General features: G+C 71.8%; 14 protein-coding genes. 9 read left to right on the forward strand and 5 right to left on the reverse strand.

Annotation, left to right across the window (positions count from 1 at the left end; all coding sequences use genetic code 11):
* Window positions 1-85 precede the first annotated feature (85 nt).
* A complete protein-coding gene (locus IE278_RS09795) occupies window positions 86-1,828 on the forward strand; it encodes a pyruvate dehydrogenase (RefSeq protein ID WP_189770789.1) in 1,743 nt (580 codons plus the stop codon).
* Window positions 1,829-1,859: 31 nt separating this feature from the next.
* On the opposite strand, the gene IE278_RS09800 is transcribed toward IE278_RS09795, so the two are convergent.
* Entirely contained in the window at window positions 1,860-3,533 is a 1,674-nt protein-coding gene (locus IE278_RS09800; RefSeq protein WP_189770791.1) for a helix-turn-helix domain-containing protein, read from the reverse strand.
* Between the two features lie 210 nt (window positions 3,534-3,743).
* Between IE278_RS09800 and IE278_RS09805 the strand changes: the two genes are divergently transcribed.
* The 3 genes from IE278_RS09805 (at window position 3,744) to IE278_RS09815 (ending at window position 6,182) form a co-directional block, all read left to right on the forward strand.
* Window positions 3,744-4,388 (forward strand): hypothetical protein, encoded by a 645-nt coding sequence (locus IE278_RS09805; protein WP_189770793.1) that lies wholly within the window; start codon window positions 3,744-3,746, stop codon window positions 4,386-4,388.
* 130 nt (window positions 4,389-4,518) lie between these two features.
* Window positions 4,519-5,055, forward strand: coding sequence for a hypothetical protein (locus IE278_RS09810; protein ID WP_189770795.1), 537 nt, complete (start codon window positions 4,519-4,521; stop codon window positions 5,053-5,055).
* Between the two features lie 743 nt (window positions 5,056-5,798).
* Complete coding sequence (locus IE278_RS09815) at window positions 5,799-6,182, forward strand: ATP-binding protein (protein WP_246570233.1); 384 nt, start codon at window positions 5,799-5,801, stop codon at window positions 6,180-6,182.
* Between the two features lie 51 nt (window positions 6,183-6,233).
* Here IE278_RS09815 and IE278_RS09820 read toward each other — a convergent pair whose 3' ends face one another.
* Together IE278_RS09820 and IE278_RS09825 are read right to left on the reverse strand one after the other, a co-directional pair.
* Window positions 6,234-7,265, reverse strand: a complete 1,032-nt coding sequence (locus tag IE278_RS09820) for a DUF2637 domain-containing protein (protein ID WP_189770799.1) — start codon at window positions 7,263-7,265, stop codon at window positions 6,234-6,236.
* Between the two features lie 322 nt (window positions 7,266-7,587).
* A complete protein-coding gene (locus tag IE278_RS09825; RefSeq protein WP_189770801.1) occupies window positions 7,588-8,550 on the reverse strand; it encodes a (2Fe-2S)-binding protein in 963 nt (320 codons plus the stop codon).
* Window positions 8,551-9,443: 893 nt separating this feature from the next.
* Between IE278_RS09825 and IE278_RS09830 the strand changes: the two genes are divergently transcribed.
* The gene (locus IE278_RS09830) at window positions 9,444-10,343 is read left to right on the forward strand and encodes a GntR family transcriptional regulator (protein WP_189771006.1); all 900 of its coding nucleotides are present in this window, start codon (window positions 9,444-9,446) and stop codon (window positions 10,341-10,343) included.
* A 229-nt stretch (window positions 10,344-10,572) separates the two neighbouring features.
* Here the strand turns inward: IE278_RS09830 and IE278_RS09835 are convergent, their stop codons facing one another.
* Both IE278_RS09835 and IE278_RS09840 read right to left on the reverse strand, forming a co-directional pair.
* On the reverse strand, window positions 10,573-11,346 hold the full coding sequence (locus IE278_RS09835; RefSeq protein ID WP_189770803.1) for a hypothetical protein: 774 nt from the start codon (window positions 11,344-11,346) through the stop codon (window positions 10,573-10,575).
* Between the two features lie 190 nt (window positions 11,347-11,536).
* Window positions 11,537-13,279, reverse strand: coding sequence for a PucR family transcriptional regulator (locus tag IE278_RS09840; RefSeq protein ID WP_189770805.1), 1,743 nt, complete (start codon window positions 13,277-13,279; stop codon window positions 11,537-11,539).
* A gap of 355 nt (window positions 13,280-13,634) precedes the next feature.
* Here IE278_RS09840 and IE278_RS09845 point away from each other — a divergent pair, with 355 nt between their 5' ends.
* From IE278_RS09845 to IE278_RS09860, 4 genes are all read left to right on the forward strand, one after another.
* Window positions 13,635-14,525: an FAD binding domain-containing protein gene (locus IE278_RS09845; protein WP_189770807.1), complete on the forward strand. Its 891-nt coding sequence runs from the start codon at window positions 13,635-13,637 to the stop codon at window positions 14,523-14,525.
* Window positions 14,525-15,139: a (2Fe-2S)-binding protein gene (locus tag IE278_RS09850; protein WP_189770809.1), complete on the forward strand. Its 615-nt coding sequence runs from the start codon at window positions 14,525-14,527 to the stop codon at window positions 15,137-15,139. The genes IE278_RS09845 and IE278_RS09850 overlap by 1 nt, the downstream gene beginning before the upstream one ends.
* Before the next feature lie 2 nt (window positions 15,140-15,141).
* Window positions 15,142-17,565: a xanthine dehydrogenase family protein molybdopterin-binding subunit gene (locus IE278_RS09855; RefSeq protein WP_189770812.1), complete on the forward strand. Its 2,424-nt coding sequence runs from the start codon at window positions 15,142-15,144 to the stop codon at window positions 17,563-17,565.
* 265 nt (window positions 17,566-17,830) lie between these two features.
* Window positions 17,831-19,288 carry an NCS2 family permease gene (locus tag IE278_RS09860; RefSeq protein WP_189770814.1) on the forward strand — a complete coding sequence of 486 codons (1,458 nt, stop codon included), beginning with the start codon at window positions 17,831-17,833 and terminating at the stop codon, window positions 19,286-19,288.
* The last annotated feature ends 313 nt before the right edge of the window (window positions 19,289-19,601 follow it).

Here is a 19,601-nt window from a genome sequence, read left to right on the forward strand (position 1 = left end):
AGGGGATCCCATGACAGCGAACGACAGCGAACGACGTCGGTCGTCAGCGGTCGCCAGCGAACGACAGCGAAGGGCGCGTGACCCCATGGCCAAGCAGAACGTCGCCGAGCAGTTCGTCGACATCCTCGTCCGCGCCAGCGTCAAACGCCTGTACGGAGTCGTCGGCGACAGCCTCAACCCGGTCGTCGACGCGATCCGGCGCAACTCCGCCATCGACTGGATCCACGTCCGGCACGAGGAGACGGCGGCGTTCGCGGCGGGCGCCGAGGCCCAGATCACCGGCGGGCTCGCCGCCTGCGCGGGCTCCTGCGGCCCGGGAAACCTGCACCTCATCAACGGCCTGTACGACGCCCACCGCTCCATGGCCCCCGTACTCGCCCTCGCCTCGCACATCCCCTCCAGCGAGATCGGCCTGGGCTTCTTCCAGGAGACCCATCCCGAGCAGCTGTTCCGCGAGTGCAGCCACTACAACGAGATGATCTCCAACCCGCAGCAGATGCCCCGCCTGGTGCAGACCGCCATCCAGCACGCGATCGGCCGGGGCGGCGTGAGCGTGGTGACGCTGCCGGGCGACATCGCCGACGAGCCCGCCCCGGACAAGGCGGCCGAGACCGCCCTCGTCACCTCCCGCCCCACCGTGCGCCCCGGCGACACCGAGATCGACAAGCTCGCCGCCATGATCGACGAGGCGGACAAGATCACGCTCTTCTGCGGCAGCGGCACCGCGGGCGCGCACGCCGAGGTCATGGAGTTCGCCGAGAAGATCAAGTCCCCCGTCGGGCACGCCCTGCGGGGCAAGGAGTGGATCCAGTACGACAACCCGTACGACGTGGGTATGAGCGGGCTCCTCGGGTACGGCGCCGCCTACGAGGCCACCCACGAGTGCGACCTGCTGATCCTGCTGGGCACCGACTTCCCGTACAACGCCTTCCTCCCCGACGACGTCAAGATCGCCCAGGTCGACGTACGGCCCGAGCGGCTCGGCCGTCGTTCGAAGCTGGACCTCGCGGTGTGGGGCGATGTGAAGGAGACCCTGCGCTGTCTCACCCCGAAGGTGAGCCCCAAGAGCAACCGCCGCTTCCTCGACAAGATGCTCAAGAAGCACGCCGACGCGCTCGACGGGGTCGTGAAGGCATACACCCGCAAGGTCGACAAGCACGTCCCGATCCACCCGGAGTACGTGGCCTCCGTCCTCGACGAACTCGCCGACGACGACGCCGTGTTCACCGTCGACACCGGTATGTGCAACGTCTGGGCGGCCCGCTACATCACCCCCAACGGCCGCCGCCGCATCATCGGATCCTTCTCGCACGGCTCCATGGCGAACGCTCTGCCGCAGGCCATCGGCGCCCAGTTCACCGACCGCGGCCGGCAGGTCGTCTCGATGTCCGGCGACGGCGGATTCTCCATGCTGATGGGCGACTTCCTCACCCTCGTCCAGTACGACCTGCCGGTGAAGGTCGTCCTCTTCAACAACTCGTCCCTGGGCATGGTCGAGTTGGAGATGATGGTCGCCGGGCTCCCCGCGCACGGGACGGCCAACAAGAACCCCGACTTCGCGGCCGTGGCGCGGGCCTGCGGTGCCTACGGGGTACGCGTCGAGAAGCCCAAGCAGCTCCCGGGCGCCCTGAAGGACGTCCTGAGGCACAAGGGCCCCGCCCTCATCGACATCGTCACCGACCCGAACGCCCTGTCCATCCCGCCGAAGATCAGCAAGGAGATGGTCACCGGCTTCGCCCTGTCGGCGTCCAAGATGGTCCTCGACGGGGGAGTGGGCCGCATGGCGCAGATGGCCCGCTCCAACCTCCGCAACATGCCCCGCCCGTAGGGCTCGCCGACGGGAGCCGGTACGTCGGCGGTCAGTCGGTGGGGACCCACTTGCGCTCCGAGCCCTCCGTTCCGTACCAGTAGCGCGGCAGCCCCTTGATGGCGCTCGTACGGAACGGACGGCCGTGGTCGTCGATGCGGGCCGTGCCGGTGCGTCCCTCGGAGGACCAGTCGAGTTCCAGGTACCAGGAGCAGCCGCAGGTCTCCGTCAGCGCGGTGACCAGCAGCACCTCCGGGTCCGAGGCCGACACCCGGTAGGGCATGCGCACGGCCGGGATCGGCGTACCGGTGTCGTTGCCGGGCACCGCGCGGGCGATCGGCCGGTCCTTGTCCAGGTCGACCGCGAAGGAGCGCGGGGTGATCGAGCCGCCGCAGCCCTGGTCCATGGCGTAGACCGTGCCGGGGTCGGGGGCGGTGCGTTGGACCACCCGGACCCGTAGATCCGTCAGGACGACGGCGGTCGAGGTCCGGCCCTGCACGGTGATCTCGACATTGGTCTCCCGCCCGTGCACCGCGCCCTGGGTGGCGGCCCAGGTCCCGGCGTCCTGCGCGGCCGGCGGCGGCGGAACCTGCCCCGGGTCCTTGCGGATGACGTAGTCGTGGCCGCAACCGAGCTTCCATGCCTGCGAGTTCGCGGTCCAGGTGAGGGGCGCGGAGACGGTTCCGCCGCCCTTGGGCCGCTGCTTCGTGTCCTTCGCACCCTTCGCACCCTTCGCGCCCTGGGAGCTCGAAGGCGAGCCTCCGCCGGCCGACGCGGACGCCTTGCCCGTGGCGTCGGCCGAGGGCGACGGGCCGCTCCTGCCGGGGGACGGGCTCGTCGACGCGCGGTGACGGGGGTCGGAGGTGACCGTCGTGGGGGACGGGCGGACGCTTCCGGAGGCGTCGTCGGAGGACCGGTCGTCGGAGAGGGCCGACAGGCTGCCGAGGGTGAGAAGCAGCGCGGACGCCGCCGCGACGGTGACGGTGATCCGCCGCCGGTGCCAGGCGTGGCGCGGGCGCGTGTCGGCGAAGCCGGAGCCGGAGCGGGCGTCGGCACCCGTACCCGTACCCGTACCCGTACTCGCACCCGCGTCGGACACGAGTGCGTCCGCGGAGTCGAGGGCGGGGCCGGAGTCGGGATCGGGGCCGGGGTCGGATGCCGGGCTCGGGGCGGGCGAGTTCGTGGTCCTCGCGGGGTCGGGCGGCGAGTCGGCCGACGGCCCGTCGTCCTCCGTCGTCGTGTCCGGGGCCTGGGCCTGGGCCGGGGCCGTGTCCGAGTCCGGGGCCGGGTCCTCCGACGGGCCGGGCGTACGGGGCCGTTGACGGGCCGCGACCGCCAGGATCCACCGGCGGTGCAGTTCGAGCCGCTCGTCCGGCGTCGCCCCGCACAGTGCGGCGAACCGCTCCACGGGGGCGAAGTCGAGCGGTACCGCGTCGCCGGCGCAGTAGCGGTGCAGCGTCGAGGTGTTCATGTTCACCCGGCGCGCGAGGGCGCCGTAACTGCGGTCCGTCCGTGCCTTCAGACGTCTCAGCAGTGCCGCGAACTCCTCGACGTCCTCGTCCCGAGTCGCCACCGTTCCCCCGTCCTGGTCGTCCGTACTGGTCGTCGCCCCCGGCCGAGGGGCCTGTCCCGGCCCGGATGAGCATCCCAGGCACTCCATATACCTGCACGTCAGGAGGGCTGGGATGGTTCCACGGTGGCGGAAACGGCCTCGCCTGTTGCGCATGCCCCGAGTGACGGCTGATGCTTCTGGTGTCGCACCGACCGCCGGACCGACCAGCCGGCGGCAGCCCAGGACGGGCCTTCGCGGCAACACCCACCACTTGTACAGGCGCTTCGCCGTGCACGCGGAACGACCGTGCACACCGAACGACTGCGCACACAGATCGGCCCCGCACACAGAACGTGCGGGCACTCGGACCCAGGGGGACATGCAATGACCAAGCGCACCCGAGGCGTGGCGTTCACCGCGCTCGCCGCGGCGGCTCTCGCCGCCGGTACGGTACTCGCCGGCCCGGCCGGTGCCGTCGTGAACACCTCGGCACCCGTCTCGGTGACGTCGAGCACCGCACCGAAATTCCTGGCGGCCTCCCAGCTGCCGCCGCACCCCTCGTCCGCCTGGACGGCGGGCAAGGTCACGCCCGGTGTCCCCGACGAGCTGGTGTTCTGCCTGGAGGACGCGCTGCCGGGCTACGACTCCTCGTACCGGGACTTCCGGACCGACCTGGAGACCAACGCCCAGCAGCTGACCGTCGTCGTCGGCAGCACCGCGAAGGCCGATGCCCTCGCCGAGCGGCTGAACAAGGAGATCAAGGCCTGCGCGGCCAAGGCCGAGCAGACCGACCCGGAGGTCGAGGCCACCCTGAAGGACTACGGCAAGCTGCCGGTCGAGGAGGGTGCCCACGTCTACGGGGTGCACACCAGCAGCTCCTGGGGCGCCACCGACATCAACCTCTACGCGGTCGGCAGGGACGGCCGGGCCGTCACGGTCGTGAAGTGGGGGCAGATGGGCGACTTCTCCGACGCGCCCGTGAAGGCCTTCAAGAAGACGACGACCACCGCGGTCAACAAGCTCTACTGACCGCCACCCGAGCAGGGGCCGCCCTCGCGCGACGGGGGTCGAGAGGGCGGCCCCCACCGGTGCGACCGACCATCGCGCCGGACAGGACCCGAACCCAGCAGCAGCATCAGAACGGGGAGTACACAGACCGATGAGCAACAACAGCAGCGCCACCGGCACCGCCACCAGCACCACCGGACGCAGGCGGGGGCGCCGGGCCGCTCTGGTCGCCGGCCTCGTCGCCGCGACCGCCCTGCCGCTCGGGATCACCGCGTCGGCCGAGGCCACCTCGGCCGACGCGACGGCGCGGACCGCCGCGTTCCGCTCGGTCGTCGGGCAGCCGTCGAACTCGGTGACCCGTATCGCCGACTTCTACGGGGCGTACATCGACGCGCAGAGCGGCCCGGGCGAGGGCGGGAACCTCGTCACCGAGCTGCGGAAGTACTACGTGGACGCCGACTACCTCAAGGAAGTGGAGGCCTGGGAGGACAAGAACCACGCGGACGGCGTCCTGCGGGCCCAGAACGTGCCGGCGAAGTGGACGGTCACCGACAACGGCGCGGCGGACCACTCGGAAGCGCTCGTGACACTGACGTGGGGGGACAGGTCCACGGTCAAGCTCGTCGTCGACATGAACCGCGACCACGAGATCATCCACATCGGGGCCGAGGGAACCGGCGTCAAGTGAGCGAGGGGACCGGCGGAGTCAACCCTTCCGCCGGTCCCCGGCCGACTCGCGTACGGCTGGTGAGGCAGGTGGCTGTCGGCAGATGGACCGAGCGCCGACGACCGTTCCGCCAGCCGGCTCCATCGCCTCGAAGTGGTGTGCGCCCGTCCGGTACACCCCTGCCCCGCGCGGCGGCTGGACGGCACCGCCTCTCGCGCGGGGGCCGCCCGCCCGGCCCGGACCGCGACCGCCGGGGGAGGCCGTCGGTCAGGCCGCGGTACGAGGTCGGGCGGTCCGCCCGCCGCGGACCGTCCGCCGGTCGACCGGAACCCCCCATGTCACCAGTGCGTTCTCCGGCCGCCTCGGCGGGAACGTACGCGATCCGCCGCGCGGCCCGCGCCCGCCGACGTCCGCCGATGTCCGCCGCGCTCGCCCCGCCCACCGCTCCTCGTCGTCTGCGGGGCCATCCCGAAGGCTTCGCGGACGTGACCCGTCACTGGACGGTCCCCGTCGTACGGAGGTCAACGGCCCACGTACAGGCATCGGTTGAAGAATCGACAGGACTGCCGGGTTTCCTGGCGGGGCATGCATTCCGTGAACGTGTTCGAGCAGGAGGGGTACCGAGAGCGGCGGGGGTCATGAAGAGGTATGCGCGAGGAGGCGGTCCCGTTTTATCCGGGGCCTTCTCGGCGGAGACGGTGAATTCGGCCACGACCGTGGAGGACACGGCGAACACGGCGGAGATCGCGTTTGATCAGCAAGGAATGTCGCACCTCAGGCGCAGGCTCCGGCGCTGCGATCTCCGGGCCGTGCCCGAGGTCCGCAGGGCGCTGCGGGAACTGCTCGCCCACTGGGGGAGGTCCGGCAGGTCAGAGACGGCGGAACTGCTCACCAGTGAGATCGTGACCAACGCACTCGTCCACACGGACCAGGAGGCGCTGCTGACGGCGACCGTCGGCCCGCGCGGACTGCGGGTGGAGGTACGGGACTTCGAGGGGCGCAGGCCGAGGCTGCGGATACCGAACGCCGACGAGGGCACGCACGGCAGGGGACTGCTCCTGGTGCAGTCGCTCGCCGACGCGTGGGGCGTACGGATGCACGGGGTGGGGAAGGCGGTGTGGTTCGAACTGGATGGGGGCGCGGCATGAACTGCCGCGCCCCCATCCAGAGTCGGAGCCGTTGAGAGCCCCGGGTCCCGCTCAGCCGAACTGCTGCTCCAGGTCCTTCAGCTTGCGCTCAAGGGAGTCGAGTCGAGGGAGGGCCATTGTGTCGTCCTCCGCGGTGAGATCGACTGTCCCCGAGTCCCCGCTTCGGCGGACCGGCTGCAACGAGGGTCGGGCGCGTGAAGGTAGTTCCGGCGTTGATATGGCAGGCTCCGCGGCGACCTGGGGGGCCGGTTGGGCCGCCTGGAGTTCCGCCTGACGGCCGCCGCGGCCGAGCGCTCCGCGGTGGCCGCGGGTGATCGCCTTGATGCGGGCACGGTCCAGCTTCTCCTGGTCGCGCCGGCGCAGGCGGTTCTGCTCCTTCTCGCGCTTGTCCTCGCGTACTTCCTCGACCGCCTCGTCCAGGCTGCGTACGTTCTCCAGCAGCATCAGCGACCAGGCGCCGTACGTCTCACGAGGGGCGCGCAGCCACCGTACGATCCGGATCTGGGGCAGCGGCCGGGGCACCAGGCCCTGCTCGCGCAGAGCGGCGCGGCGGGTCTGCTTCAGCGCGCGGTCGAACAGCACTGCGGCCGACAGGGACATGCCGGCGAAGAAGTGCGGGGCGCCCGCGTGGCCGAGGCCCCTGGGGGCGTGCACCCAGTTGAACCAGGCAGCGGCGGCCGCGAACGTCCACACGAGTATCCGGGAGCCGAGCGCCGCGTCACCGTGGCTGGCCTCGCGCACCGCGAGTACGGAGCAGAACATGGCCGCGCCGTCCAGGCCGAACGGCACCAGGTACTGCCAGCCGCCGGAGAGGTTCAGATTCTGCTCGCCGAAGCCGACCAGGCCGTGGAAGGAGAGTGCGGCGGCGACCGCGGCGCAGCAGAACAGCAGGACGTAGGAGGCGGTGCCGTAGACGGCCTCCTTGCGCCTGCGGCGTTCTTCCGTGCGCTCCCACGAGTCTTCGGCGTGGGTCTTCTCCCCGGCGCGCTTGCCACGCGCGAGCACCGCAACCGCCGCCAGCAGGCCCAGGAGCAGCACGGCGCCGGGTAGCAGCCAGTTCAGCGATATGTCGGTCAGTCTCATCTGGGGTCCCTTGCATTGGGATAGGGCGTAACGCCCGTCATAGTGGCCCAATCCCGCGGGTCCTCAGGGGGTTTCGGGGCAAGAGGCCGCCAAGAGAGTGCAAGGGGATGCGCGTGGGCGGCATTCTCCTCGAACTGCCGCTTGAGGAGCGGGAGTTGAGTTCGAGTTAGATTACCCGTACGGGTGGTTCCACGGAAAGTTCCTGCGCCAAGTGAGGATATTGTGAACCAGCCGTGACCTCAGTATCCGCGTCCATGGCAAAAAACCCGGGCCGAGGCCGAGTTGATCTTACTGGACGCGGAAGGTGGACCCTGCCCGGGGCTCAGCCCGCGGCTGCCTCTGCCGCTTCGGCAGCCTGGGCCGTCAGCTTCGCGATGCGTACGGCCTCGGTGTTGCGGGGGCAGTTGGCGCAGGTGTCCTCGGCGTCGAGGGTGTAGTAGAAGCAGCAGCTGGCCCGGTCCCGGGTGGGCAGGCACTCGCCGTTCGGACCGGTCACCTCGCGGAAGCCGGCCGTGCCGACGTACGGCTTGGTGGATACGGGTGCGGGTGCGGGTCCAGCTCCAACTGCGCCTCCGCCTCCGGTCCCGGTTCCGGTTCCGGGGAACAGTCGCTCCAACTCCCGTGTCGCGCGCTCCTGCTCGCCGAGCAGACCGGCCACGTAATGAAGGCTCTCGACGACCTCGTCGGTCGCCATGGCCCACAGGGCGCGGCCCCGGCGCCGCATGCGCGGACCGAATCCGCTCAGGACCGGCTCCAGGTGCTCGGCGACGGAGGCCCGCACCTCGGCGCGCAGGGCCTCCTCGTCCGGAACCACGCGGGCGCCGGGGAGTGTTGCCGCCGGGTCGTCCGGCAGGCAGGCGAACTCGCCCACGCGCACCGCGATACGGCCGGGCATGCGCTGGAAGGTGACGTCCTGTACGGGGAAACGGGGGACGCGGCGCAGCACGAACCACGGAACCGTGATCAGCAGACAGGCCGGCCAGGCGTACCGGTGCAGACCGAAGCTGGCGATGACGTCCGGGCGGGCCCGCCGTCCGTGGTCGGCCAGCACCTGCTCGTCGTCCCATGCGAGGAAGGAGTCGAACTCCGGCCCCGCCTCCGCGAGCCTCGCGACGGAGATCCGTCCGTCACCGGTCGGGGCGGGTTCACCCGGGGCGAGCTCCGTCACGCCCAGGGCCGGGAACACCTCGGTCATCCGCGTGTACGCCTCGGTGAGGGCTGAGTGGGCCGGGCGCGCGGCGACGGCGGGCGCGGGCACGGTCACGGCCGGGGCGGGAGCGGACATGCACGGACCCCGTTTCTCGATCTTCGACAGGTAAGGCTTACCTTACCCGATAGGGTCGAGGTTTACCCTGTTCTGTCGGGGTCACGACGGACCCACCCGACATTCCCCGCCGCACACCCACCACCAGCGCCAGCGCCACCCCGGAGGAGGCTCCCGTGGAAAAACCCGGTCCGCACGAGGCGCACGGCTCTGCCGGGGCCTCCTCGGAGGTTCGGCCCCGGGAAGCCCGGCTCCAGGACGCTCGGCTCCAGGAGGCGCGTCCTCTGGAGGCGCGTCCTCTGGAGGCGCGTCCTCAGGAGGGCGGCCTCGGGGAGGGCGGCTCGTTGCGGACGCGTCCTACGGAAGGGCGTCCCCTGGAGAGCCGCCAAGGGGAGGCGCGTCCAGCGGGAGGCCGTCCACTGGAGGGCGGCCCCGGGGAGGCGCGTTCTGCGGAAGGGCGTCCCACGGAGGGCGGTCCCGGGGAGACGCGTCCCACGGAAGGCCGGCCCGTGGAGGGTCGTTTCGGGGAGGCGCGTCCCGCCGAAGGGCGTCCCGTGGAGGGTCGCCCTGGAGAGGCGCGTTCTGCGGAAGGGCGTCCCCTGGGGGGCGGTCCCGGGGAGGCGCGTCCTACGGAAAGCCGCTCCCTGGAGGGTCGTCCCGGGGGGACGCGTCTCGCCGAAAGGCGTCCCTTAGAAGGTCGCCCTGGGGAGACGCGTCCCGCGGAAAGCCGCCTCCTGGAAGGCGGTCCCGGGGGGAAGCGTCCCGAGGGCTCAGCCCCCCGGGTTCCGGCCCAAGCGCGCTCGGAGAGCCGCGGCGGCGCCTCTCCCGCGACCCCGGTGGCTCCCGTGGGGGCCGGCGCGTCCGCCGCCCGTGGCGAGCACACCCACAGCGAGACGCCGATTCCCCAGCCGCGGGTGACGCGCGAGGGCGCCCGGGATCCCCGGGGCACGGGCGGCACGGGCGGCGGCGCGCAAGGCGAGGGCTCCTCGGGAGCGTCCCGTGCGGCGGCTGCGTCCTCCCGTGCTGCGGATCCGGAGGGCCCGGAGGCCCCGGGCGGCGGCTCAGGCGCTGCCGACGGCCGCGGTACGCCGTCGGGGCGTCGGGTGCCCGGAGCCCGTACGCCCTCGGTTGCGCCCGCCGCCGTCCCCGTCCCTGTCTCCGGGCCCGCCTTCGCCGTCGCGGCTCCTCGGCCCGTGATCCAGAGGGTCTCCGTCCGCGGTCAGGTCCTCGACGCGCTCCGGTCCGCGCTCGTCGCCGGTGACCTCGCCCCCGGCGAGGTCTACTCCGCGCCCGCGCTCGGCGAACGTTTCGGCGTCTCGGCGACCCCCGTGCGCGAGGCCATGCAGCAGCTCGCGAACGAGGGCGCCGTCGAGGTCGTACCGAACCGCGGTTTCCGCGTCATCCGGCGCGGGGCGCGTGAACTGGCCGAGCTGGCCGAGATACGGGCACTCGTCGAGATGCCGGTGATGCTGCGGCTGACCCGTACGGTGGCGGGCCCCTGCTGGGCGGAGCTGCGTCCGCTGGCCGACGCGACCGTGATCGCGGCGGGCACCGGCGATCTCGCGCGGTACGCCGAGTCCGACCGTGTCTTCCACGCCGCGGTCCTCGCGCTGTCGGGGAACCGTCAGCTGGTGCAGCTCGCGGACGATCTCCATCGGCGGGCGCAGTGGCCGCTGGCCGGGGCCCCGACCCGGCGTCCGCGCGCCGATCTGCTGGGTGACGCGGCTCAGCACACGGCGCTGCTGGACGCGTTGACCGCGCAGGATGTGGCCGCGGCGCAGGCCGTGATACGGGATCACTTCGCGGGCGCGTAGCGGATGCGCACCGGCCGACCGGGGGGTTGTCCGGCGCGGCCCGGTGTCTGCCCGCGGGCCCGGTGGGGCCGGTCGCGCAGTTCCCCGCGCCCCTGAAAGCAAGGGCACCCGTGCCCTTGAAAGCAAGGGCACCCGCGCCTCTGAAAGCAGAGACCCCCGCGCCCCTGAAAGCAAAGACAACGGCACTGGTGCGGCCAGATTCCCGGGCCCCCGCCCTTGAACGTGAACGTCAGGCCGTGGCCGCCGGAGGCGTCAGCTGGTCCGCCAGCCAGGTGGGTACGCCCCCTAGGAGGCGGAACAGGCGGCCCGCCTCGGCCCGGAGCCGGGTCGCCTCCGGTTCGGTCTCCGCGTCGGCGAGGGACGCCAGCGCCGGGGCCGTACCGACGAGGTAGCCCAACTCCTCGCGGATACGCAGGGATTCGGCGAAGCCGTGCCGCGCCTCCGCCAACTCGCCCTCCCGCAGCGCGAGTCCGGCGAGGTGGCGCCAGGTGAAGGACAGGAGCAGCGGGTCGTCGTGCGCGGTGGCGCCCGCGTGGGCCCGGCGGTAGGCGGCGCGCGCGGACTGCGGCGAATGCGCCAGGTTCTCCGCGAGCAGGCCGCGCCGGAAGTCCAGCAGCGCCCGCCCCCTGGCGCCCGGCGCGATCAGCGCCGCCGCCCGGCCGAGCGCGGCCCGTGCCTCGTCGGCGCGGTCGCGCACCGCGAGCAGCGTGGACGCGTACGCGAGCTGCCCGCGCTCGCACGCCGCCGCGCCCCGCTCGTCGTCGCTCTGGGCCAGCGCCTCCGCCGTACGCAGCGCGTCCTCCGCCTCCGCCCACCCCTGCTCGGTGTAGAGACAGCGTTCGACGAGGAGTGCGGCTCTCTGGAGAGCGGCCGATGCCGTGTGTGGTTCCAGGAGAGCGGCCGCGTCGGCCCAGCAGGCGCGCGAGCGCAGCCGCCATACCGCGGTCTGGAGTGGATCGTCCCCTGCAGTCGTTCCGTAACCAGACATGGCGGGATGCGCCACGTTGCCCTCCCCGAGCACGCCATTGAGCTGTTGAGTGGTGGCGGCATCTCAGCACGAATCAGCGCGCCCGGCCAAGGGGGTAGGTGAAGGATTTCACAAAGTCGTGGGACAGAGAAGAGACTTGGCGCCCGTCCCGGACTCCCGCTCGCCCCCGGGCGACGGGAGCCCCACCGCCCGCGGCGCTGTGACCTCAGCTCATCCGCAACGCGAGGAAGAAGTCCAGCTTGTCCTCCAGCCGGGAAAGATCTCGGCCCGTCAACTGCTCGATACGTCCGACCCGATAGCGCAGCGTGTTGACGTGCAGATGCAGCCGGGCCGCGCAGCGCGTCCAGGACCCGTCGCAGTCGAGGAACGCCTCCAGCGTCGGGATCAGCTCGGCGCGGTGCCGGCGGTCGTACTCGCGGAGCGGATCCAGCAGCCGGGCCGTGAAGGCGCGGCGCACGTCGTCCGGCACGAAGGGCAGCAGCAGGACATGGGACGCCAGCTCCTGGTGGCCCGCCGCGCACACCCGCCCGGGCCTCGCGGCGGCCACCCGCCGCGCGTGCCGTGCCTCCTCCAGGGCGCCGCGCAGGCCCTCCGCCGAGTGCACGGCCGCGCTGACGCCCAGCGTGAGCCGCCCGTCGCCGTCGAGCCCGGCCGACAGCGGTTCGCGTACGGCCTCCAGGATCGTGTCGGCGAGCAGGCCCGTCTCGGAGCCGTCGTGCTCCGAGGAGACGGCCGGCAGCGGGACGAGCGCGACGGCCTCGTCACCCGTGTGGGCGACCGCGATCCGGTCCGACGGCTCCGGACCCGACGACAGCGGGTCGACCAGGATCTCCTCCAGCAAAGCCTGTGCCACCGGACCGCCCGCCAGGCCGCCCGCGGCCCCCTCGGCCCGTCTCGCACCGCCGCCGGACTCGGCGGGCAGTCCGGCCGGTCCGCCCTTGGCCTCGTCCCATTCGACGCGGGCGACCACGACCTGCCAGTGCGGGGCCGCGCCCAGCCCCGGCAGCAGCACGGGCGCCGCGACCCGCAGCCGCGCCGCGATCTCGGCGGGCGCGGCACCGGTCTGCACCAGCTCCAGTACCTCCTGCGCGAGTCTGCGCCGCACGGTGCGCGCCGCGTCCCGTCGCTCCCGCTCCACGGCGATCAGCTGCGTCACGCCCTCCAGCAGGTCGAGCCGCTCCTCCGGCCAGTCCCCGGCGTCCGCCTCCACCGCGAGCAGCCACTCCGACAGCACGGTCTCGCGTACGTCGCGCGCCCCCGCCGTACCGCGTCCGCCGCCGCGCACCGGGAAGAGCGAGTACGTGGCCGGGCCCACCGTCACCCGGTGCGGGCCGCGCCGGCCCGTGCGGACCGCCGCCAGGTGCTCGCCGGCCAGCGCGGCGCACACGCGCGCGGGCAGCTCGCTCTCCGCGAGCCGCGAGCCCGCGATGAGGCGCCCGGCGGGGGACAGCACCCAGGCCCGCAGGTCCAGGTCGGAACCGAGCAGGTCCAGGACCACGTCCGGGCCGCCGCCCGCCGGGCCGGAGGTCATCATCCGGCGGTGCCGGTCCACCACGGCCGCCAGGTCACCGGCACGCTCGCCCGACACCTGCCGTACGACGTACTCGGTGATCGTCGCGAAGGCCACCGACTCGTTGACGGCGAACAGCGGCAGCCGGTGCTGGGCGCAGGCCGCCACCAGATCGTCGGGGATCGCGCCCAGCTCGGCCTCGCCCACCGCGAGCGCCGCGACCCCGGCGCCTGCGAGGAGCCGCACGAAGGGTTCGGAGTCGGCGGCGCCCCGGCGCCAGACGAGGCCCGTGAGCACCAGCTCGCCGCCCGACAGATAGCGGCTGGGGTCCCGCAGGTCCGTGGTCATCACGCCACGCACCGTGCGGTCCAGCTCGTCCTGGCCGCCGAGCAGCCGCAGGCCCAGCGCGTCCGTGTCCAGCAGTGCGCGCAGCCGCATCTCGTCGCCGCCGTTCTGTCTCGAAAATTACGATGGATGGAGAACCGATGGAGGGGGTCGAACCGATGAAGGGGAGAGAGGAGGACTCGTTCCGGCCGGTGGCCGACGCGCAGCGGACTGCGTCTGACGTTTCCGAGGGAAAGCCAAGAGGTTACTGATGACCTCCGTTCATACGAATCTACAAGATGCGCGCCCTGGCCAGCCAACTCCTTCATGGTTTCGGTGACTGACCCCGTTGGTGGAACGCGCTGTGTACTGGCTCCCATCCACGTGAACAACTCATGAACGAGCCTGGGCCGCCGCACACGATCTGGCTTGATCAGCACCATCCACGAGACGAAGAAGAGAGCCGGTCATGGACTTCCTTCGCCCCGCCAGCTGGGAGGAGGCGCTCGCCGCGAAGGCAGCGCACCCCACAGCTGTGCCGATTGCGGGTGGCACCGACGTGATGGTCGAGATCAACTTCGACCACCGCCGGCCCGAGTACCTGCTGGACCTGAACCGCATCGGTGAGCTGGGCGACTGGGAGGTCGGCGAGGAGTCGGTCCGCCTGGGCGCCTCGGTCCCGTACTCAGCGATCATGGACAACCTGCGCGGCGAGCTGCCCGGCCTGGCCCTGGCCTCCCACACGGTCGCCTCCCCGCAGATCCGCAACCGCGGCGGGGTCGGCGGCAACCTCGGCACCGCCTCCCCGGCCGGTGACGCCCACCCCGCCCTCCTCGCGGCGGGCGCCGAGGTCGAGGCCGAGTCCGTACGGGGCTCACGGCTGATCCCGATCGACGCCTTCTACACCGGGGTGAAGCGCAACGCGCTCGCCCCCGACGAGCTGATCCGCGCCGTCCACATCAAGAAGGCGGACGGCCCGCAGCAGTACTCCAAGGTCGGCACCCGCAACGCCATGGTGATCGCGGTCTGCGCCTTCGGCCTGGCCCTGCACCCCGACACCCGCACGGTCCGCACCGGCATCGGTTCGGCGGCGCCCACGCCCGTCCGGGCCAAGGCGGCCGAGGAATTCCTGAACGCGGCGCTCGAAGAGGGCGGCTTCTGGGACAACGGCAAGATCATCACCCCGTCGGTGGCCAAGCAGTTCGCCGAGCTGTGCTCCGGCGCCTGCAACCCCATCGACGACGTCCGGGGCACCGCGAGCTACCGCCGCCACGCCGTAGGCATCATGGCCCGCCGCACGCTGACCTGGACCTGGGAGTCGTACCGCGGCACCGCCGCCGCCACGGAGGGAGTCGCGTAATGCGCGTCAATTTCACGGTCAACGGCCGTCCGCAGGAAGCCGACGACGTGTGGGAGGGCGAGTCCCTGCTGTACGTACTGCGGGAACGCCTGGGCCTGCCGGGCTCGAAGAACGCCTGCGAGCAGGGCGAGTGCGGCTCCTGCACGGTCCGCCTCGACAACGTTCCGGTGTGTTCGTGTCTGGTCGCGGCCGGGCAGGTCGAGGGCCGCGACGTCGTCACGGTCGAAGGCCTGGCGGACTTCGCCAAGCAGCGTGCGGAACACGGGGGTTGCGCTTCCGCGGCCTCCGGGATCTCAGGAGCTACGGGCGCCGCCTGCGGTACGCCGCTGGACGCGGCCAAGCGGTGGGAGGCGCGGCCCGCTGACTCCCAGACCGGTGAGGGCACCGAACTCGCCCCCATCCAGCAGGCGTTCATCGACGCCGGAGCCGTCCAGTGCGGCTTCTGCACCCCCGGCCTGCTGGTCGCCGCCGACGAGATGCTGGAGCGCAACCCGACCCCGACCGACGCGGACATCCGCGAGGCGCTCTCGGGCAACCTCTGCCGCTGCACCGGCTACGAGAAGATCATGGACGCGGTCCGCCTGGCGGCCGCCCGTCAGGGAGAGGCGGTCTGACGATGACTACCGACGCTCCTCGCGCGACGGTCGGCAACACCGCCCCCGTCGGCACCCCCACCAAGGTCACCCAGGGTTCGCGGACCAAGGGCGGCATCGGCGAGTCCACGCTGCGCCCGGACGGCACGCTCAAGGTCACCGGCGAGTTCGCGTACTCGTCCGACATGTGGCACGAAGACATGCTGTGGGGCCAGATCCTGCGCTCCACGGTCGCGCACGCCGAGATCCTCTCCATCGACACCGGTGAGGCCCTCGCGACGCCCGGCGTCTACGCCGTCCTGACGTACGACGACCTGCCCACCGCCGTGAAGAACTACGGCCTGGAGATCCAGGACACCCCGGTACTCGCCCACGGCCGTGTACGCCACCACGGTGAGCCTGTCGCGATCGTGGCCGCCGACCACCCCGAGACCGCCCGCCGCGCCGCCGCCAAGATCAAGGTGGAGTACAAGGAGCTGCCCGTCGTCACGGACGAGGCCTCGGCCACCGCGCCGGACGCCCCGCTGATCCACGAGGGCCGCGACGACCACCACATCGGCCATGTCGCGCACCCGAACATCGTGCACCGCCAGCCGATCGTCCGCGGCGACGTCGAGGCGGCCCGGCAGCGAGCCGATCACATCGTCGAGGGCGAGTACACCTTCGGGATGCAGGACCAGGCGTTCCTGGGCCCCGAGTCGGGCCTCGCCGTACCCGCCGAGGACGGCGGCGTGGATCTCTACGTGGCCACCCAGTGGCTGCACTCCGACCTGCGCCAGATCGCCCCGGTCCTCGGGTTGCCCGAGGGCAAGGTGCGGATGACGCTGTCCGGCGTCGGCGGCGCGTTCGGGGGCCGCGAGGACCTGTCCATGCAGATCCACGCCTGTCTGCTGGCCCTCCGCACGGGCAAACCGGTCAAGATCGTCTACAACCGGTTCGAGTCCTTCTTCGGCCACGTCCACCGCCACCCCGCGAAGCTCCACTACGAGCACGGGGCGACGAAGGACGGCAAGCTCACCCACATGAAGTGCCGGATCGTCCTGGACGGCGGCGCGTACGCCTCCGCCTCCCCGGCCGTCGTCGGCAACGCGGCCTCCCTGGCCGTCGGCCCGTACGTCCTCGAAGACGTCGACATCGAGGCCATCGCCCTCTACTCCAACAACCCGCCCTGCGGCGCCATGCGCGGCTTCGGCGCGGTCCAGGCGTGCTTCGCCTACGAGGCGCAGATGGACAAACTCGCGGACGCGGTGGGCATGGACCGGGTCGAGTTCCGGCAGCTGAACGCGATGTCGCAGGGCACGCTGATGCCCACCGGCCAGCCGGTCGACTCGCCCGCCCCGGTCGCCGAACTCCTGCGCCGCGTCAAGGCGATGCCCATGCCGCCGGAGCAGCAGTGGCTCGCGGCCGGCGAGGCCGCGGACGTCCGCCAGCTCCCCGGCGGCCTCTCCAACACCACCCACGGCGAAGGCGTCGTACGCGGCGTCGGGTACGCGGTCGGCATCAAGAACGTCGGCTTCTCCGAGGGCTTCGACGACTACTCCACCGCCAAGGTCCGTATGGAGGTCGTCGGCGGCGAACCCGTCGCGACCGTCCACACCGCGATGGCGGAGGTCGGCCAGGGCGGCGTCACCGTCCACGCGCAGATCGCCCGCACGGAACTGGGTGTCGCCCAGGTGACCATCCAGCCCGCGGACACCCAGGTGGGTTCGGCGGGTTCGACCTCGGCGTCCCGCCAGACGTACGTCACCGGCGGCGCCGTGAAGAACGCGTGCGAGCTGGTCCGCGAGAAGGTCCTGGAGATCGGCCGCCGCAAGCTCGGTACGTACCATCCGGCCTGGGCGACCGCCGAACTGCTCCTGGAGGGCGGCAAGGTCGTCACCGACGGGGGCGAGGTCCTGGCCGACCTGGTGGACGTACTCGAGGACGAGGCCGTCGAGGTCGAGGAGGAGTGGCGGCACCGGCCGACCGAGGCCTTCGACCTGCGCACGGGTCAGGGCAACGGCCACGTCCAGTACTCGTTCGCCGCCCACCGCGCCGTCGTCGAGGTCGACACCGAACTCGGCCTGGTCAAGGTCATCGAACTGGCCTGCGCGCAGGATGTCGGCAAGGCGCTCAACCCGCTGTCCGTCATCGGCCAGATCCAGGGCGGCACGACCCAGGGTCTGGGGATCGCAGTGATGGAGGAGATCATCGTCGACCCCGTCACGGCGAAGGTCAGGAACCCCTCCTTCACCGACTACCTCATCCCCACGATCCTCGACACGCCGACCATCCCCGTCGACGTGCTCGAACTCGCCGACGACCACGCGCCGTACGGGCTCCGTGGCATCGGAGAGGCCCCGACCCTGTCGTCGACCCCGGCCGTCCTCGCGGCGATCCGCGAGGCGACGGGCCTGGAACTCAACAGGACGCCGGTCCGCCCGGAGCACCTGACGGGCACGGCGTAGTCGGCCTGCCGCCGTTCCTGTGGGCAGGCGTTCCGCTGGGGGTCCCCCCAGGCCCTTGAGGCACTGGGGGAGGAACGGGTGGGCACAGGAACGGCCACCCCGGCGCCGGGCGACTGTGTATCCCACGGCACCCGGCACCCGGCAACCGCGCAAGTACAGCACCGCGTCTCGTCTCGGGCCGTCCCCCGGGTCGTGCACCTTCCCAAAACCCGCGCAAACCGAAAGCAAGCCGCGGGTGCCCCTATGAACCTTGGGAGAAGGCACCATGACCCAGCAGTCACTGGAGCCCAGGACCACCGCCGACGACGCGGGTGAAGGAACCCGCGTCCCGGCCGGCCGGTCCTGGCTCGACCGCTACTTCCACATTTCCCTGCGGGGAAGCACGGTCGCGCGTGAGATGCGCGGCGGCGTCACGACCTTCATGGCGATGGCGTACATCCTCCTCCTCAACCCCTTGATCCTGTCCGGCAAGGACGCGGCGGGGAACACGCTCGGCCAGCAGGCACTCATCACCGCGACCGCGTTCGCGGCGGCGTTCACCACACTCCTGATGGGCTTCTTCGGCAAGGTGCCGCTGGCCCTCGCCGCGGGACTGTCCGTCTCGGGCGTGCTCTCCTCGCAGGTCGCGCCCCAGATGACGTGGCCGCAGGCCATGGGCATGTGCGTGATGTACGGCGTGGTGATCATGCTGCTGGTGATCACCGGGCTACGCGAGATGATCATGAACGCGATCCCGTTGGCGCTGAAGCACGCGATCACGATGGGCATCGGTCTGTTCATCGCGCTCATCGGCCTGGTGAAGGCGGGCTTCGTCCACCAGGGCAAGGCGACGCCGGTCTCGCTCGGCGCGACGGGCGAACTGGCCGGCTGGCCGGTGCTGTTGTTCGCCGTCACGCTGCTCGCCATCTTCATGCTCCAGGCGCGCGGCGTCCCGGGCGCGATCCTGATCGGCATAGTCGGCGGCACCGTACTGGCCGTCGTCCTCAACGCGCTCGACGTGATCGACCCGAAGCAGTGGGCGAGCGGTGCCCCCGAACTGCACGGCAGTGCGGTCTCGATGCCCGACTTCTCGATCTTCGGGGACGTCGAGTTCGGCGGGTGGGGCGAGGTCGGCGCGATGACGGTCGGCATGATCGTCTTCACGCTCGTCCTCGCCGGGTTCTTCGACGCGATGGCGACCATCATCGGCGTCGGCACGGAGGCGGGCCTCGCCGACGACAAGGGCCGGATGCCGGGGCTGTCCAAGGCGCTGTTCATCGACGGCGCCGGTGGTGCGATCGGCGGGGTCGCGGGTGCCTCGGGTCAGACGGTGTTCGTGGAGTCCGCGACGGGGGTCGGCGAGGGCGCCCGAACGGGCCTGTCCTCCGTCGTCACGGGCCTGTTCTTCGCGGCCTGCCTCTTCTTCACCCCGCTGACGGCGATCGTTCCCGGCGAGGTGGCCGCGGCGGCACTCGTCGTCATCGGCGCCATGATGATGATGAACGCCCGCCATGTGGACTGGGCCGACCGCGCGACGGCGATCCCGGTCTTCCTGACCGTCGTGATCATGCCGTTCACGTACTCCATCACGGCGGGAGTCGCGGCCGGGGTCATCAGTTACGTCGCCATCAAACTCGCCCAGGGGCGGGGCAGGGAGGTGGGGGCGTTCATGTGGGGCCTCACGGCGATCTTCCTGGTCTTCTTCGCACTGAGCCCGATCGAAAGCTGGCTGGGAATCCACTAGGCGCTCCGCTGCGGGACGGGCGAGGAATCCGCAACCCAGTGGCGGCGGGCCGCGCAGTTCCCCGCGCCCCTAAAACCGGTGCTGCGCCCCAGCTTTCCCCTCCAGCCCCGGTGGGGAAAGGGCGGCGCGGTCAGGGGCGCGGGGAACTGCGCACCCAGCGACAACGGACCCGCACCTGCGTCTTACCCAGGGGCGCGGGGAACGGCGCGCCCAGCGACAACAGACCCGCACCTGCGTCCTGCCTAGGGGCGCGGGGAACTGCGCAGCCAGCGACAACAGGCCTGCACCCGGGTGCGGTTAAGGGGCGCGGGGA

Source organism: Streptomyces tauricus (genome assembly GCF_014650955.1).
Lineage (GTDB): Bacteria > Actinomycetota > Actinomycetes > Streptomycetales > Streptomycetaceae > Streptomyces > Streptomyces tauricus.